A 16,971-nucleotide genomic window follows, 5' to 3' on the forward strand; every position below is an offset into this window, starting at 1 on the left:
TCTATTTTTTTGTTTAATATATAAATTTAATACAATTCTTAATCTACATGAATTAACTGCTCGTACCAATTATTTAATATAAATTCAACCAATTTAACCAATAAAGAACAAAAGTTTCAAATCAATGAATGACAATTCTTCAAAATATAGATATGCTTATACTATGTCGCATTTATTCGGATCCCAAACTTCATTGCGAGAAGCTAATCGATCTGCATTACTTTCTTACATACGCAGATTTGGTGCAATTACGCAAATAGAGCTTGCTGAAGCGACAGGATTATCAACTGCAACCGTATCAACTCTTGTAAGACAACTTGTAAAAGAAGGGCGGTTGTACACAGAAAACACAATACATAACGGAAGAAGAGCAACACTCGTAGCTTTAGCTCGTAGAAAAGGAATAAGCGTAGGACTAAAAATTAGCAGACACTCTCTAGATCTAATTTTTATTGACTACGAACTTAACATAATCGCGGAACGAACACTACTATTACCAAAACAACATATTCCAGATGCAACTCTCGAACGAGCAACATTACTCATAAATGAAACTTTGTCCAACATAAACGCATCTGCAAAAGAACTAATAGCAATAGGCGTATCTATAACAGCACCAATAGATAAACGTACAAAAACAATAGCAATACCTGGCATTATGCCACATTGGAACAATTTCGACATTATTTCGTATCTACAATCAATTTTTAATATTCCAGTTACTTTAGATAACGATGCAAACTGTTGCGCAGTATGGGAATCAAGAGCAGGATCTGTTACAAAAACTACAGATTTCATATACATAAATACCGATGACGGAGCTGGTGCCTCCATAATGGCAGATGGGAAAATATGGCGCGGCGTAACTGGAATGGCAGGAGAAATAGGGCATATTCAAGTTGATCCACTCGGAAGCATTTGCGCATGCGGAAACCGTGGGTGCCTTAATACTTTTATAAATGAAGAACGAATAACATCGTTATTAAGAGTTACCCATGGAGATCTAACTGTAGAAGATCTTGTACGTTTAGCAAATGAAGGAGACCCAGGATGCAGACGTATCATAGCTGATACTGCAATACGAATAGGAACAGTAGCAGCAGAACTATGTACATCAGTAGACCCTGAAATTGTAGTTATAGGAGGACTCCTAGTGCAAAGTGGATCAGTTTTCGTCGATGCTTTTAGAGAGTCATTGCACCGCTTACTATTCCCTGATGTTTTAACTCCTATACAAGTTGTAGTTGCATCAAATCTTACTAATTGTTCTGCACTAGGAGCAGCACTAGAAGGAATTGATGCTGCAGAAAAAATACATCACAAAACATCTCAACACCTATAGAAATAGGTTGTAATATCGATTGCAATATTATTAGCAATATCAACAAGGAGACGTAATGTACGGACAAAATCCACTCCTACAGCTAAAAGATATTAGCGTAAACTTTGGCTTTACCGAAGCGCTTAAATCAATAACACTCGATATTTATAGCAAAGAAATAGTGGCAATTGTTGGAGACAATGGCGTCGGAAAATCCACTCTTATTAAAACAATATCTGGTTTGATCCAACCAACAAAAGGAAGAATGATCTTTGAAGATAAAGAAGTGAATTTGCACTCCATACGAGAAGCAAATGATCTTGGAATAGCAACAGTTTTTCAAGGACAAGAATTTTGCGATAATTTGGACGTTGCATCAAATCTATTCTTAGGCAAAGAGATGCGAAATAAATCATGTCATACACTCAATAAAGATGCAATGGCGTGTGAAGCCCGAAAGGCATTACAAGAACTAACATGTGCCATAAGAATACATACTCCAATACGATTACTATCAAGTGGACAACGTCAAACTGTCGCATTGGCACGAATGCTACTATCGGATCCAAAACTCATACTATTAGACGAACCTACAGCTTCATTATCTTTAACACAAACAGCTGAAACCCTATCTTATATGAAACGCCTACGATCACAGGGTCGCACAATTATATTGGTATGCCATAATCTTCCAGACGTATTTGCAGTTGCAACTAGGATAGTTGTACTAAGACAAGGAAAAATCGTTGGAAATCATGATGTTAGTGAAACAAATTATGTCCAAATAATCAGAGAAATGACTGGAATAGAGGATGAGGAAGACGATACAATATCTTCATCAATAATAGACAATATAAACGAGAATCAAAAACTAAGTCATAAAAGAAATACGCTTATTAGCAGAAGTACAAAATAAGCTATTAAAGTCAAAACATAAGAACATAAGCCCACATTTGTTCCCAGAACCACTAAATCTGACTACAAAACCAAGAACACCTTCCCGCGTTTGTTTACCAAAACACCAAATATAGGAACAAATGCGGGAACACTTGCCCGTGTTTGTTTACGTATTTGTCGATTTTGGGAACAAACACGGGATAAAATAAACAAAAACAAGAACATTTTCCCGAGATTGTTTACGTATTTGGTGGTTTTGGGAACAAACTCGGGATAAAAATAAACAAACACAAAAAAGGCTCGGAGAGTTGACGCCCCTAGTAGCATCTATCTCCAAGCCCTTAATAATCACAGCACTATTACTGTCCCTAGCAAAAACAGCACTGCTAATTACCCTCAACAGTCAACTCACAAAACCAGCATCACCAGAATCCACTGCGAAAAAAGGAAATTAAGCAAAACAGTAAAAACCAGTAATACAATCCTGTAAGAAAACTTGCGGCAGAATCAAAGAAAACTACCACAGTTGAGAGCAAAATCATAGAAGTGAGCGCACTGAAAAATACGCAGCACGCTCACTGATAACACTTAACGTGCTTTTAGTTTAGTGACGCATCTTGCGAACAGCAGCACCCATGCCAGCAAGCATAGAAGCAGCCAAAGCAGTCAAAGCAACACCAACACCAGCATTACCAAGCTGCTCGCCAGCCTTGCCCTTACCATGGCCACCCTTGGCGCCCATACCAGCAAGCTCACCCTTAGCAGCACCAGCAGCGGCACCAGCCTTACCAGCGGCAGCACCAGCAGCAGCTGGAGCACCCTGAGCGCCAGCAGCGGCTGGAGCATTCTTACCAGCCTCAGCCTTCTGAGCAGCCTGCTGAACAGCCTTACCAAACTCGCCCTTCAAAGACTTAGAATAAAGATCACGAGCATCTGGAACGGTTGGGAACTTTGGATCCAAAGGATCATCAGTCACAACTGGTGGCAAATCATCTGGGTTAATACCCATAGCAACAGCCTCATTGTAAACTCGCTTGTACTCAGCCAAAGCATCATTGTAATCAGAAACAGCCTTCTTAACAGCACTCAAAGCATCATCGTAAGCCTTCTGAGCATCTCCAAGGGCTGTAGTAGCGCGAAGATAATGAGCATTAGCACGCTTAAGAGCATCGTTTAACTTCTGGAGAGTAGCAGAATCAGTCACGCCAGAAGCCTCGAACTTATCGATAGCATCCTGCGCAGCATCAACAGCAGCCTTACGAGCTTTAAACTCGGCAGTAGCAGCCTTCAAAGCCTTGAAAGCATCATCAAAAGCCTTCTGCTTCTTATTAAGAATATCTTCCTTATTATCCTTAGCCTGCTTAGCGTCGTAAACCTTCTTAATCTCAGCACGATTAAGCTCATCCTTAGTTGGATCTGGAGTTGCGCAATGCTCAAGAACATACTTTGCATCAACCCACTTCTGCAAAAGTTCAGCCACCTTGCTCTTCTGAGCATTATAAGCATTCAGAGAAGCAACATGAGCATTACGCTTAGCAGCAAAAGCACGAAGATTCCCAGCCTCGCCCTCCTTAATGTCAGCCTTAATTGCTTTATCAAAAAGTTCGATAGTAGTATCAGCGTTCACATTGTAATAGGCGGCGACAGTCTTACCAGCTGCTGGTGTGATAGTTGGCACAGCACCAGTAGCATCCTCAGAAACAGTCATACCCTTAAGAACAGTATTAGCTTCGTCATAAGCAGTGTAAGCAGCATCAGCAGCAGTCTTAGCAACGCTCTTGAGTGGTGCAGGCGCTGGGCAGGTTGGAGCAGCCATTGCTGGGGTTGCCATTGCAAAGCCGGCAAGCAAAGTTGCGCCAGCAGCGAAAGCGGCGATAGCCTTCTTATTCATCATTTTAATTTCCTTTCTTCTTCTCCTCCACGTAAAACACGCGAAGAGAAAACATTAAAATCCAACAACATTCAAAACATTGTGGATAACCACCAACCAGAGCATCTAGCTAGCAGCTGTTATTAACATACCCCCCCCCCGTTTAAAAAAGTCAAGAGGCAGCCACACAAAACAAACAGAAAAAAATAATGTTACACACAAACTAATCCACAATAAAAACTATTTTCACCATAATATTTGTGGATTAACACTAATAAAACCGTAAAAACACATTGTTTCAAGGTTTTTAAAGAATTTTCCCAGACTTTTCTCAGGAAACTACTCAAGCAAGAACACTAACACTATAAAACCATTGAAAAATCAACATTCCACACACATCACACACGCAACACGCCGACACCACACTAACACCGCACTAACATCACACCAAATGCCACGCTACAAGACAATCGCACACAACTCTTTACCCCACCACTCTTCACTCTATCTATCTCTTACCCCGCATTTGTTCCCTTTTTGAGCAAATATAGAAACAAATGCGGGAACACTTGCCCGTGTTTGTTTACGTATTTGTCGATTTTGGGAACAAACACGGGATAAAATAAACAAAACCAAGAACACCTTCCCGCGTTTGTTTACGCATTTGGTGGTTTTGGGAACAAACGCGGGATAAAAGAAACAAACACGGGCAAAGCGACTTGCATGAGCGCTTAAAGCGCAGCACACGAAGTCACCTAAATTCGCACAGCACAAACATCACCAGTGCGAACAGTTATTATCTGCCCAGAATCCTTACGCACTTGAATAGAAGCATCACGCATAAGATTTTGAGCAACTCCTTCTACACTAGTAAAACTTTTTGCACCAACATCATAAGCATCAGCGTTATTAGAATCGTCAACTCCAGCATCAATCCCCAAGCCGTCATCATTCGGCGCGCGAACAATCACCTTGCGCCCCAACGTCCAACACGCTTCGCTCGCCTCTTTAAGCAAATCCAAAGAGCATTCATTCGTATTCTTTACAAACTTCCCCAACCTAATCCTAAGATTTTCCACCAATCGCGCGGCTATATTATCCCCAAGCTCAGCAAAATCTGGCAGATTATCGTAATGCATTTTAAGCGAAGTTGCTTCCTCGATTGGAAGCGACTGCTTATCCATAAAAAGATTTAAACCAATCCCGAAAATAACTCCAATATTAGGATCGGCAATATCGCCAGCAACCGTTTTTGGAGTCAAAACAATCTCCGTTAAAACCCCACCTTCTTTACAGTCACCAATAAAAATATCATTAGGCCATTTAAGACTGATCTTGCTATAATCTGGCAATTCCCCATTTTCAATCTGCGTAGAGCCAAACTCTTTTAACGCGCCAATAATCGAATCTCGCGTAGCAAGACCAGCAATTATAGGCAGCCAGCCATTGTAACTTGGATTCTTAACAATGCTACTTGGCAAAATCGTGGCAAAAGAAGCTAGTAAACTCTCAAAAGGCTTACTAACCCATTTTCTACACAATCTTCCTTTGCCTTCTGTCTGATGGCAAGCAGCAACAACATAAATCGCAGGCAACTCGTCTTGTCTTTTTACAAAACGGATATTGCCGCAATCATCAGTACACCCATAAGCGCACCCATCAGCGAGAATTTTGCGTGCGTAATTCTGCGTTGAATCAATAACTTCAAAATAAACAAAACCGTCTGCAACATTTTTAGTGCGTTCAAAAAAATTACTCATACAGAAATTATAGAAATTTTAATATAATTTAAAAAGATTGTGCAACAGGTATAATTTACACAAGTACTTTACACAAATTACTTATTAGGATTAAAAATCAGTAGGCCAATATGAAATTCATTAAAAATGACTATGCGAGCGCAAAAACAGTCGCAGAACCTACTGATACTTGCAATGCAAAACCAGATACGAAAAACGATATAAAACCAGATACGAAATCTGAAATGAAAATCGATCCAAAAACAAGCACATCAAAAACAAGCTTGACAAAAACATCAATATTTAATCTCGTAAGTCAGCTTGCGACTCAAGCACTAATACTATTTACTTGCATCTGGCTCGCTCTTTGCACAAGCTTAGGCGTGATTTACCGCAATCAGGGATCTTTAACCGATTTTAATTGGGTTAACGCACTTATTTTTGCAGCAGTATTCTGCGTTTATTACGCTATTTTAAGATTCATCATTCATTTTGGGAAAAATAACAAAAACGACAAAAACGACAAAATACTAAAAATACTAAAAATCACAACTTACAAAATCACAAAACCACTTTTTCACCCATTTAGAAGCATCGCCGCTAAAAAGCCTAAGATAATTTTTTCAATAAAACGTACTCTAGAATGGTGTTTTTACCATTCAACTTGTAGAAAACGAAACATTTTCCTAACACTGATTATCGGCTGGCTGTGGGCACCAATAACACTTCTAGCAGCTTATGGAGCCGATATTTGCTCACAAATCCGAGAATACAGCTGGACATGGAACCAAATAACTGGCATAAAACAACCATACATTGGATTCTTTAGCTTTGTTCCAGCAGACATCTACCCAACAGCACACTATCTTTGGCCGGCAAAACCTACGTATTTAAGCGACCAACACAACATTGTTTTAACATTAATTTACGGTGCCGTAGCAGCAGTATCGCGATATTTTACCGAATCAAACGATGCTGGAATCATACTACTTGCAATTATGCAATTCATTTTTGCAGCATGGTGTTGTGCCGCCACAGCAAACCGATTCCTAAACACACCGTGGGCTAAATCTAAAACAAACGAAACGCAAACCGCCTTACCAACACCAATCTTCTTCCGCGCAGCCGTAATAATCACATTTTTATTCAGTCCACTTGTAGTTTTTTCAACAATCGCACTAACAAAATCACCATTATTCGCATTTGCATTCGTATGGTGGTTTGGAATATCTTACGAACTACACTGCACAATACAAAACACAAAAATTTCACGCAAACATACGATTCTTGAACTGATAATAAGCGTTTGCATTATGCTAATCGCAGCAAAATACGCGTGGTATATTCTTGTAATTCAATTTGTACTTCTAATGTTTTACAGCATAAAACGTTGGAAAATATGGGTTTTATGCATTCTGCTCCCAACAATTCTTATACACGGAGCCATAGTAATAGCCATATCTAGCGGAGCCATAATAAATGGAGATCCTATTGAAAGCCGCGGAGTACAACTTCAGCAAATAGCCAGAATCGCAAAACTAGATCCAAAAAGCATACCTCATAAAGCAGCACGAGAAATTGCGCCAATTTTTAATCTCAACCAAACCGCTGAAGCATACACACCTCAAGACGCAGATCCTGTAAAATCTTCTGGCTTACAGTCTAAAAAAGTGAGCTACCGTTGGCGTTACATTACAAAAGACGACATGAAAAAGTTTAACCACGCATGGTGGCTTATGGTTAAACACAGTCCAATTGTTGCAACGGACGCATTCTTAGCCAAATCCTACGGTTATTTTGACATTCTAGACATCCCTTATGTCGGACCAGAATACTACATAAATACTGACAACATAAAAAACTCAGAGTGGATACGCTACTGGCTACCAGAATGGCGTGCAGGTGTTTCAAATACTGTTGAATCGTGGAGTAATACGCCGATTTTAGGTTGGCTGATTCACGGAAACCTGTATGTTGTTGGCACACTGCTTATCGGAGTTGCAGAAATCGTTCTTAAACGTTGGAAAACACTCGTTTTGCATATTCCTCTTGCGCTGTTAATGGGAGTAATGGTGCTGGCTCCTGCAAACAATTTTGAACGACATATGCTCCCTATTACGTTCGTATTCTTCTTTACGGCTCTAACATTTTTAAGAGAGTCTAAATTGCTTGGCAGAGATAATATTATAGATATAACGTCAAATACAAAAATAGAAAATACTTCACAGTTGCCAAAATTGCCAAAATTAAATATAGAAACGATTGGAGGTGACAAATGAACAACGAACTTTACGATAGCGCGGTTGCTGGCGACTCTACTGCTGACACAACCAGCAAGCTTCATGACGTAGACTATAGTACTACTAGCAACATCACAGAAGATGTTGATTTTCTAACAATTCTTACAGGAATATTGCCAAACGGAAACAATATTTATAATAGGAACTCAAACGAAGCTAAGGAAAAATCGCAAGCAACCAGCGATGAAAAAGCCGAAGAAACTCAAGACCAAAACCAAACAGAAACACATAAAAAACATCATCTTTTATGGCGCAGAAAACAATCAAACGAAACTACAGAAAAAGCTACTAGCACAACACCACAATTTACGCCAATGCCATGCGCTCCAAAAAGCGAAGATACATTTGGAATTTTTGATATTCGAGACGGCAAAGTTTTTGACGCATCAACACGCTTACGATTGCACACGCTAATCGGAACGTGCCTTATGAACGGAATCTGTGACAGCCGCGTAAGTGCGCTAATGCACCTATTACAATGGCAAGAAAATACGCGACTCCTGGCAATAGCTGGTACATACGAAACACTCGACATAAACGAAGACAGTCCAACACGAAAAACAACAACTCACGCGCCGAAAAACAACACAGACACTTTACGACGAACCATATGGACACAACTTGGCGCATGTGGAGCATACGATGCGATAGTAGACCGCGTTCAAAAAGACGCAATTACATCTAGAACAAAAACATGGAAAATAGCCGCAAAACCTCAAGCAAAAGAAAGCGATGAATTTCCTGCCCCGTCACACATAATCATCCTAGCTTTAAAAGAAAACCCAAACCAAGACGCGCTAAACAAACTTTGCGAAGTATTTACAAAATCAGGTAAGCCAATTTGCATAAGCGAAATTGCGGTCGGCGCAAAAGAAATATGCGAAGAAATCACAGCAACTCTAGCAGCGCTTGCTGTTGCGCCATCTGTAACACATTTGCCGCAAATAATACGCTGCGACGACGTACTGCCAGAGCGCGCGCTTATAGGCGACGAAACCGCCGTAGAAACCTTATATACTAAGGTATATCAGAGCTTGGCACCATACAACCCAGACGACCCGACTTTGCAAACTGTAGATGCTTTCTTGCGATTTGGCGGTGCACTAGACCAAACTTCACACAACCTTAATGTGCACCCAAACACAATACGATATCGACTGCGCAAAGTTGCACAAACAACAGGCTGGGACGCCACCGATCCGCGTGAAGCATACGTTTTACAAACTGCAATTACGATTGGACGCATCCGCGATTCTGCGCACTAAAGCAAAAAGCGCCGAAAACAACGCATTCTATAAAAGAACACACTATTTTCAGCGCTAAAAAATTACGCAGCTATGCTTAGCTAAAAATCACGCAGCAATGCTTGCAATATCCACTGGAATACCAGGAGCCATTGTAGAGGTAATCGTTACCTTAGTGATGTAACGACCCTTGATGGTAGTAGGCTTCAAGCGGCGAATCTCATCGGCAACAGCCTTGAAGTTCTCTTCAAGAGCCTTCTCGTCGAAGGAAAGCTTGCCAAAGAGGAAGGAAAGATTGCCCTGACGATCAACGCGGAACTCAATCTTACCACCCTTAATATCGGCAACAGCCTTTGCAACATCCATTGTAACGGTGCCAGTCTTAGGATTTGGCATCAAGCTACGAGGACCAAGCACACGACCAAGGCGACCAACCTTACCCATCATGTCTGGGGTTGCAACAACGGCATCGAAGTCAAGGAAGCCACCGGCAACCTTCTCGATAAGCTCGTCATCACCAACGATGTCTGCGCCAGCTTCTTGAGCCTCAGTAGCCTTTGGGCCACGAGCAAACACCAAAACCTTAGCGGTTTTACCAGTGCCATTAGGTAAGTTCACAACGCCACGAACCAACTGATCCGCCTTGCGAGGATCCACATTAAGGCGCATAACAGCCTCAGCAGACTCGTCGAAAGCGTGCTTTGGCATGCTCTTAAGCAAAGCAATAGCCTCAGCTGGGGTGTAAAGGTTGTTGCGGTCAATCTTCTCAGCCGCTTCACGATACTTCTTAGAACGCTTCACCATTTTTTCCACTCACTTTCAGTCGGTAACGGTAATACCCATCGAGCGAGCAGTGCCCGCGATAATCTTCATACCAGCTTCAACATCTCGTGCAGAAAGATCTGGCATCTTGATTTCGGCGATTTCGCGCACCTGAGCCTTAGTCACAGAGCCAACCTTGTGGGTCAATGGGTTCTCGGTGCCCTTAGGAATGCCAGCAGCCTTAAGCAACAAAGCAGCAGCTGGTGGAGTCTTAAGAATAAATGTGAAGGAACGATCTTCGTAAACAGTAATCTCTACTGGGACGATCTGACCCATCTTGTCCTTCGTCTGGTCGTTATAGGCCTTGCAGAAGTCCATGATGTTTACGCCGTGGGAGCCTAAAGCAGGACCCAGTGGTGGGGCTGGATTTGCTTTACCAGCCTGAATCTCGAGCTTAATAAGCGCAGAGACTTTCTTTTTTGGAGCCATAATATGGTTCTTCTTTCTTTTGAAGCGGTTCATTCGGCGCCCTAAAACGTTGATATTAAGCCGTTTTAAGGATCCTCCCGCAACTTATATTGCTGTGCTGTGCTAGCGGATTACTCCTCCAGTCACAAGCTTTCCTATTATGCCACTTTGCCGCGACGATTTAGTGAAATGTTTTCCCGAGTTTGTACGTGTTTTAGGCCAAATGTGGTACAAAATCCGTCAACTATTTCCGCATGTTGTAGCTCAAAACAGCGATTAGAACAATAAAAATGCGGCAAGGAATCCGTGAAACCACGAAAACCTTGCCGCGTTCAAAACGCATTCGCGACTAGTGCACTAGCAAATCACTAACTAGCAAATTGCACCAGCAACCAGCCGCCTGCGTTAACAAAAGAGCCTAGAACTACTTAAGTTCAACAGTTGCGCCGGCTTCTTCGAGAGCAGCCTTAGCCTTGTCGGCATCTTCCTTCTTAGCCTTCTCGAGGACTGGCTTTGGAGCATTGTCAACAATGTCCTTAGCTTCCTTCAAGCCGAGGCCAGTCAAAGCCTTAACAGCCTTGATGACGGCAACCTTCTGAGCACCTGCAGAAGCGAGGACAACGTCAAACTCGTCCTTCTCTTCCTCAGCAGCGCCAGCGGCAGCGGCTGGAGCAGCAGCAACAGCAGCTACAGGAGCAGCAGCCTCAACATCGAACTTCTCTTCAAAGGCCTTGACGAACTCAGAAAGCTCGACGAGGGTCATTTCACCGAAAGCTTCAAGAAGCTCTTCGCTAGTGAGCTTAGCCATAATGGCTTCCTTTCTTACTTGGCCAGACACACCTTGTGCCTTAGAGCCATAACATTTTTATTATTTTTTGGTCTCATGCAGCAAGCTGCAAGGGAATCAAGCGGCCTTTTCCTGCTTCTCGCGCAAAGCGTCGATAGTACGCACTGCCTTGGTTGGCAAAGCGTTGAACAGGTAGGCGGCCTTGGACATGGTGCCCTTGAGCGCGCCAGCCATCTCGGAAAGCAATTCTGGGCGAGACTTGAGGTCTGCCAGCTGCTTGGCGCCTTCGGCATCGTAAACGGTTCCATCTGCGAAACCGCCCTTGATGACGAGGGTCTTATTCTCTTTGGCAAAATCACGCAAGGTCTTAGCAGCCTCAATGAAATCGCCCTTTACAAAGGTGATTGCAGTTGGGCCAGCAAGAAGCTCATCAAGACCTTCAATGCCCGCTTCCTTAGCGGCGATGCGAGCAAGCGTATTCTTAGCCACAGAGTAGGAAGTATCGCGGCCTAGCTTTTCGCGCAGAGAAGAAATCTGCGGAACTGTAAGCCCGCGGTACTCGGTAAGGTAGACAGCGTCGGCGTTACGGAACAAATCCGTAAGCTCTGCAACTACCGCTTCCTTTTCGGGCCTCTTCATGGCGTTCCTTCCTAAATTGGCCGTCGGAATGGAAATAACATATCAAAAAAGCCCTGCGCACGGCAGAGCATCCAAAAAACACATAGTGTTAAAAAGTTTGTGAAAAATCGCAAATAAATCGCAACAATCACTGCTCAACCTGTGCTGGCATGACACATCATTTTCAGGAATCTTTCGACTCCACCAACGGTCTGTGGTTTACGTTGGGCAAGTTTAATACCTACTTGTGACAATGTCAATATTTTTTCGCAAACTTTATAATTTATTTTTATTTAAGATTATTTAAGAGCGTACTCAACACGCGCGGTTGCTTGCGACTTATCCCAAACTCACGCGGAAAAGTCGAAAGCAACCGTACGCACCAAATACGCTCTTAAAATAATTAATTAAATTAATATCTAACTAATATCTAACTTAACTAATACAAACTAACAGATTTACAAAACTGCGTTAGCAACAAAGTCAAGAATGAACAAAAGCGAAACAATCCAAAGCATTGGATGAACGTCTTTAGCACGCTTCTTGCAAGTCATAACTAAGCAGTACATGATGAATCCAGCGGCAATGCCGTAAGAAATCGAGTAAGAGAACGCCATAAACACGGCAGCGAAGAACGCAGGAATAGCTTCAGAAATATCATCCCAAGCAATCTCCTTCAGCGAGCTTGCCATCATGCAGCCTACAACTACAAGCACGCCAGCCGTAGCAGCAGCAGGAACAGCGCTAGCCAAAGGCGCAAGCACAATCGAAAGTGCAAAGCACACAGAAACAACTACAGAAGTCAAACCAGTGCGGCCACCAGCACCAATACCAGCAGCAGACTCAACGTAAGTAGTGGTGTTAGAAGTACCGCAAATTGCGCCAACTGAAGTTGCAATCGAATCAGCAAACAGCGCGCGATCCATCTTGGAGCTAAAGCCAGATCCGTTTTCCAAAGCCTTCTCGTCTGCCTCAGAGAAAATGCCAGTTCTGCGGCCAGTACCAATAAACGTGCCAAGAGTGTCGAAAGTATCCGACATAGAGAAGGCGAAAATAGTTACCAAAACAAGCGGAATGCGTGCTGGATTAGAGAAGAGAGCAGGGAAACCTTGCGGACCAAAAATAGCACCAAAGGTGGTTGGAAGCTGAGCAAAAGCATCTGTAACAGAAACAGCGTTATTTAACGAAGTCAAGCTAAGCGGAATGCCAATCAAAGAGGTTGCAATAATCGTAATAAGCAAGCTTGCGCGAACCTTAAGAACAGTAAGAACAATAGCCAAAACAAGTCCAATAAGGAATAGCCACAAAACAGGATTGTTAATAACTGCAAGACCTGGAATAGCAGCGGTTGGCTTACTCTTAGCAGCGGCAGCAGGATCCTTGGAAGTAAAGGTGATTAAGCCAACGCTCATAATGCCAACGTATGCAACGAATAAACCAATGCCACCACCAATCGCATGTTGCAACGAAGTTGGGATGGCACGAATAATCATCTTACGAATCTTGGTAACGGTAATAATAATGTTAATTAAACCGCACAAGAACACCATGCACATGGCTTCTTGCCACGTAAAATGCAAGCCAAAGCAAACTGTGTATGTGAAGAATGCGTTAAGACCCATGCCAGCAGCTTGAGCGTAAGGCACGTTAGCAAACAAGCCCATAACAAGCGTGCCAATAATTGCTGCGATGATTGTAGCGAGGAAAACGCCACCCTTAGGCATGCCAGTTTGGCTTAAAATCATTGGGTTTACGACGATAATATACGACATTGCAAAGAATGTAGTGAGACCTGCAGTGATCTCCGTTGATACATTCGTGCCGTTTTCTTTGAGATGGAAGAACTTTTCCATAAACTCTCTGTTCCTTGGTTTACAGCGCAAAAGACCATAAAAAGCGTGGCGATAGCACTTGAGCAATCGCGGACGCAATTACATTTGGGCATTCACGCAGAGGTTACTGCGACTCGCTCGACGCACAAAGCACAAGCCGAATAAACACGCTAGAAAACTCGCGAAATTTGAAACGACTTATAGAACTTTGAACAACCGAACAGGTTCGACCTTACGCGCACGTGCTGACCAAAGAAAATCATGTAAAGAACCATGCAAAGAAAACGTGTAGTGGATCGCACGAATGCAAAAATCACCCAAAGCGGCCAGAAATGTAGCGTTCCGCCTCCGTATTACGCGGATTGTTGAACATAGTGGTTGTATCTGCAAAATACTCAAGATGCCCTGGTTTTCCAACCGCCTTAAGGTTAAAGAACGCGGTGTAGTCGGCAACGCGCGCTGCCTGCTGCATGTTGTGCGTTACAATCACAATCGTGTAATCGCGCTTAAGCTCGTTAATCAAATCTTCTACAGCAAGAGTAGAAATCGGGTCAAGAGCAGAGCAAGGCTCGTCCATAAGAAGCACTTGCGGATGCACAGCCACTGCTCGCGCAATACAAAGTCGTTGCTGCTGGCCGCCAGAAAGCCCGATTCCTGGCTTATCTAGTCTATCTTTAACTTCGTTCCACAAATTCGCGCCGCGCAAAGCCCACTCAACTAGGTCGTCGGCATCTTGCTTTGAAATATGGCGATTATTTAAGCGAACTCCTGCAAGAACGTTTTCTCGAATAGACATTGTTGGGAAAGGATTTGGGCGCTGAAACACCATTCCAACATCTCGGCGAACTGCCACAGGATCCACGTCTTTGCCATACAAATCACGGCCTTCAAGCAACACCTGACCTTCCACGCGAGCACCTGGAGTAATCTCGTGCATGCGGTCTAAAGTGCGCAAAACCGTTGATTTTCCACATCCCGAAGGCCCAATAAAAGCCGTAACCTTGTTTGGCTCAATGCTTATGTTAACGTCTTCTACTGCTAGAAAATCGCCATAGTAAATGTTCAAATGCTTAACATCAATGCGCTGACCCATTTGCGCCTCACTTTCTAAAATCCTTCGTCTTACTTTGCTTTTACTGAAAACACGCGCGCCACAACTCGCCCAACAATATTCAGCAGCAAAACAATCACAATCAAGGCAAGAGCCGCTGCCCATGCTCGCTCCATTGGAATCGTAGTAACGCACGAAGATGGCGCGTTAGCTGGGCAATTCGCCGAAAGCTTTGAATACTCTTGGTAAACGTACACTGGCAAAGTGGTCATTTGCCCGTCAAAAAGATTGAAATTCGTGGACGCAATAAACCCAGCTGCCATTAAAAGCGGAGCCGTCTCTCCAACCACGCGCGCAACCGCAAGAATGCAGCCAGAAACAATGCCAGGCAAGGCGGTTCGCAACACGATTTTTGTAATCATGCGCTGCTTTGTAACGCCTAGAGCCAGCGCCGCTTCTCGCAAATCGTTCGGCACAATTTTTAGCATTTCTTGACACGACTTAACAACAGTCGGAAGCATAAGCAGCGAAAGCGCAACCGACCCTTCAAAGCCGTTGATTGTTCCAGGACCCACAAAAATCGTAAAGCTAGAAAACGCAAACAAGCCAGCCACAATCGAAGGTATTCCGCTCATAACGTCTACAACAAGATTAATCAACGTAGCTAAGCGACTTCCTCGCGCATACTCAATCAAATACACGGAGCACATAATTCCAATCGGAATCGAAATCAGCATTGCGCCAAAAGTAATCTCCAAAGTTCCAATAATGGCGTGCAAAATACCGCCGTAACCGCCTGTGCCAGTAGCAGCGCCACCAACTACATACGTCATATTATGCGTTAAAAAGTCAAGGTTTAGTCGCTTAATGCCGTTTACAATAGTCGTAAAGAGCAAAGAAAGAAGCGGAATTAGAGCAACTACAAAAGACAGGAAGATTAGCACGCGCATAAACGCGTCTTTTCGCTTGCGGCTTGCGATTCTAGAGCGCGTTGGGCGGAACTTGTTAAAGTCGATTTTTGGGGATTCGCTGCTTGCGCTAACAGAGCCAGCTTGTAACGATTCTGAATTTTGCATCATGCACTCGCCTTTCCCGTGATTTTGCGAGCAATAAGGTTTACAGCGAATGAAATAACAAACAGCACCAAACCTGTAGCAATAAGCGCACTAACACCCAATCCGTTGGCTTCTGGGTATTGCGCTGCTATGTTTGCTGCAATCGTCTGGTTTTGTGAAGCTTGCAAAATGTTGAATTTAAAGGTGAATCCTGGAGACAAAATCATAAGAACTGCCATTGTTTCGCCCAAAGCGCGACCAAGACCAAGCATAGACGCGGAAACAATTCCAGACTTTGCAAACGGCAAAACCGCTAGCTTTATCATCTCCCACTTTGTGGCACCAAGAGCAAGCGCACCTTCTTGCTGCAATCGCGGAGCTTGCTGGAAAATGTCTCGCGCCATAGAAGTTATAATCGGCAAAATCATAACAGCAAGAACAACACTAACGGTTGCAGCACTACGCGAAGGACTTGCCGCAGGACCTGCAAAAAGCGGAATCCAGCCAAAAATGTGCGAGATAAACTTCCAGAATGGGTATATGGATGGAACTAGCACCAATCCGCCCCAAAGACCGTAGATTACGGACGGAATCGCAGCAAGCAAGTCGACTACACCACTTAAAAGCGGCACCATTTTTGGCGGAGCATAGTGGCTTATAAACAGCGCGATTCCAATCGAAACAAAGAATGCAAGGAGCAGAGCGAGCGCAGACATAAGAACAGTTCCAAAAACCATTGGCGCTACGTAGCTTAGGAAATCGTGCGCTTTACCGCCCGTAAAGTCTAAAAATACTTGACTTACTTGGCTTTTGTTTGCGCCTACAATCGGCCACGCTTGAAACAGCAAGAACAGCGCCACAGCTGTAAGCACCATTAAAATCAGCAATCCGCAAGCAATAGCTACGCTTTTGAACAAGCGGTCGGCAAAATGGCCACTTTTGCGCACATCTTTACTGATTTCAGTTCTTTGTTTAGAACTCACTCATGCTCCTTTTGTAGTCATTATATAAATGCTATCAGTAGCAA

Annotated in this window: 14 protein-coding genes; 4 read left to right on the forward strand and 10 right to left on the reverse strand. The window is 43.2% G+C overall.

Features of this window, described 5'->3' with window-relative positions; translation table 11 throughout:
* Window positions 1–163: 163 nt before the first annotated feature.
* Both ACJV45_RS05405 and ACJV45_RS05410 read left to right on the forward strand, forming a co-directional pair.
* Window positions 164–1,342, forward strand: a complete 1,179-nt coding sequence (locus tag ACJV45_RS05405) for an ROK family transcriptional regulator (protein WP_415685298.1) — start codon at window positions 164–166, stop codon at window positions 1,340–1,342.
* 55 nt (window positions 1,343–1,397) lie between these two features.
* On the forward strand, window positions 1,398–2,237 hold the full coding sequence (locus ACJV45_RS05410) for an ATP-binding cassette domain-containing protein (protein WP_415681414.1): 840 nt from the start codon (window positions 1,398–1,400) through the stop codon (window positions 2,235–2,237).
* Window positions 2,238–2,822: 585 nt separating this feature from the next.
* Here ACJV45_RS05410 and ACJV45_RS05415 read toward each other — a convergent pair.
* Both ACJV45_RS05415 and ACJV45_RS05420 read right to left on the reverse strand, forming a co-directional pair.
* Window positions 2,823–4,112 (reverse strand): hypothetical protein, encoded by a 1,290-nt coding sequence (locus tag ACJV45_RS05415; RefSeq protein WP_419397821.1) that lies wholly within the window; start codon window positions 4,110–4,112, stop codon window positions 2,823–2,825.
* A 731-nt stretch (window positions 4,113–4,843) separates the two neighbouring features.
* Complete coding sequence (locus tag ACJV45_RS05420) at window positions 4,844–5,848, reverse strand: biotin--[acetyl-CoA-carboxylase] ligase (protein ID WP_419397822.1); 1,005 nt, start codon at window positions 5,846–5,848, stop codon at window positions 4,844–4,846.
* Between the two features lie 110 nt (window positions 5,849–5,958).
* Here ACJV45_RS05420 and ACJV45_RS05425 point away from each other — a divergent pair, with 110 nt between their 5' ends.
* A complete protein-coding gene (locus ACJV45_RS05425) occupies window positions 5,959–8,106 on the forward strand; it encodes a DUF6020 family protein (protein ID WP_419397823.1) in 2,148 nt (715 codons plus the stop codon).
* Window positions 8,103–9,392 carry a helix-turn-helix domain-containing protein gene (locus ACJV45_RS05430; protein WP_419397824.1) on the forward strand — a complete coding sequence of 430 codons (1,290 nt, stop codon included), beginning with the start codon at window positions 8,103–8,105 and terminating at the stop codon, window positions 9,390–9,392. The genes ACJV45_RS05425 and ACJV45_RS05430 overlap by 4 nt, the downstream gene beginning before the upstream one ends.
* A gap of 87 nt (window positions 9,393–9,479) precedes the next feature.
* On the opposite strand, the gene rplA is transcribed toward ACJV45_RS05430, so the two are convergent.
* The 8 genes from rplA to pstC form a co-directional block, all read right to left on the reverse strand.
* Window positions 9,480–10,175 carry a 50S ribosomal protein L1 gene (gene rplA, locus ACJV45_RS05435; protein WP_419397825.1) on the reverse strand — a complete coding sequence of 232 codons (696 nt, stop codon included), beginning with the start codon at window positions 10,173–10,175 and terminating at the stop codon, window positions 9,480–9,482.
* Between the two features lie 15 nt (window positions 10,176–10,190).
* The gene (gene rplK / locus ACJV45_RS05440) at window positions 10,191–10,622 is read right to left on the reverse strand and encodes a 50S ribosomal protein L11 (RefSeq protein WP_004112010.1); all 432 of its coding nucleotides are present in this window, start codon (window positions 10,620–10,622) and stop codon (window positions 10,191–10,193) included.
* A gap of 403 nt (window positions 10,623–11,025) precedes the next feature.
* Complete coding sequence (gene rplL, locus ACJV45_RS05445; RefSeq protein WP_004112006.1) at window positions 11,026–11,409, reverse strand: 50S ribosomal protein L7/L12; 384 nt, start codon at window positions 11,407–11,409, stop codon at window positions 11,026–11,028.
* Between the two features lie 96 nt (window positions 11,410–11,505).
* Window positions 11,506–12,027: a 50S ribosomal protein L10 gene (gene rplJ / locus ACJV45_RS05450; protein ID WP_004112001.1), complete on the reverse strand. Its 522-nt coding sequence runs from the start codon at window positions 12,025–12,027 to the stop codon at window positions 11,506–11,508.
* Window positions 12,028–12,464: 437 nt separating this feature from the next.
* Window positions 12,465–13,859 carry an NCS2 family permease gene (locus ACJV45_RS05455; RefSeq protein ID WP_004118365.1) on the reverse strand — a complete coding sequence of 465 codons (1,395 nt, stop codon included), beginning with the start codon at window positions 13,857–13,859 and terminating at the stop codon, window positions 12,465–12,467.
* Window positions 13,860–14,151: 292 nt separating this feature from the next.
* A complete protein-coding gene (gene pstB / locus ACJV45_RS05460) occupies window positions 14,152–14,931 on the reverse strand; it encodes a phosphate ABC transporter ATP-binding protein PstB (RefSeq protein WP_004111995.1) in 780 nt (259 codons plus the stop codon).
* A 29-nt stretch (window positions 14,932–14,960) separates the two neighbouring features.
* The gene (gene pstA / locus ACJV45_RS05465; RefSeq protein ID WP_004111993.1) at window positions 14,961–15,968 is read right to left on the reverse strand and encodes a phosphate ABC transporter permease PstA; all 1,008 of its coding nucleotides are present in this window, start codon (window positions 15,966–15,968) and stop codon (window positions 14,961–14,963) included.
* Window positions 15,965–16,927, reverse strand: coding sequence for a phosphate ABC transporter permease subunit PstC (gene pstC / locus ACJV45_RS05470; protein WP_410312048.1), 963 nt, complete (start codon window positions 16,925–16,927; stop codon window positions 15,965–15,967). The genes pstA and pstC overlap by 4 nt, the downstream gene beginning before the upstream one ends.
* Window positions 16,928–16,971 lie beyond the last annotated feature (44 nt).

This window comes from Gardnerella lacydonensis, assembly GCF_048545055.1.
Lineage (GTDB): Bacteria > Actinomycetota > Actinomycetes > Actinomycetales > Bifidobacteriaceae > Bifidobacterium > Bifidobacterium vaginale_C.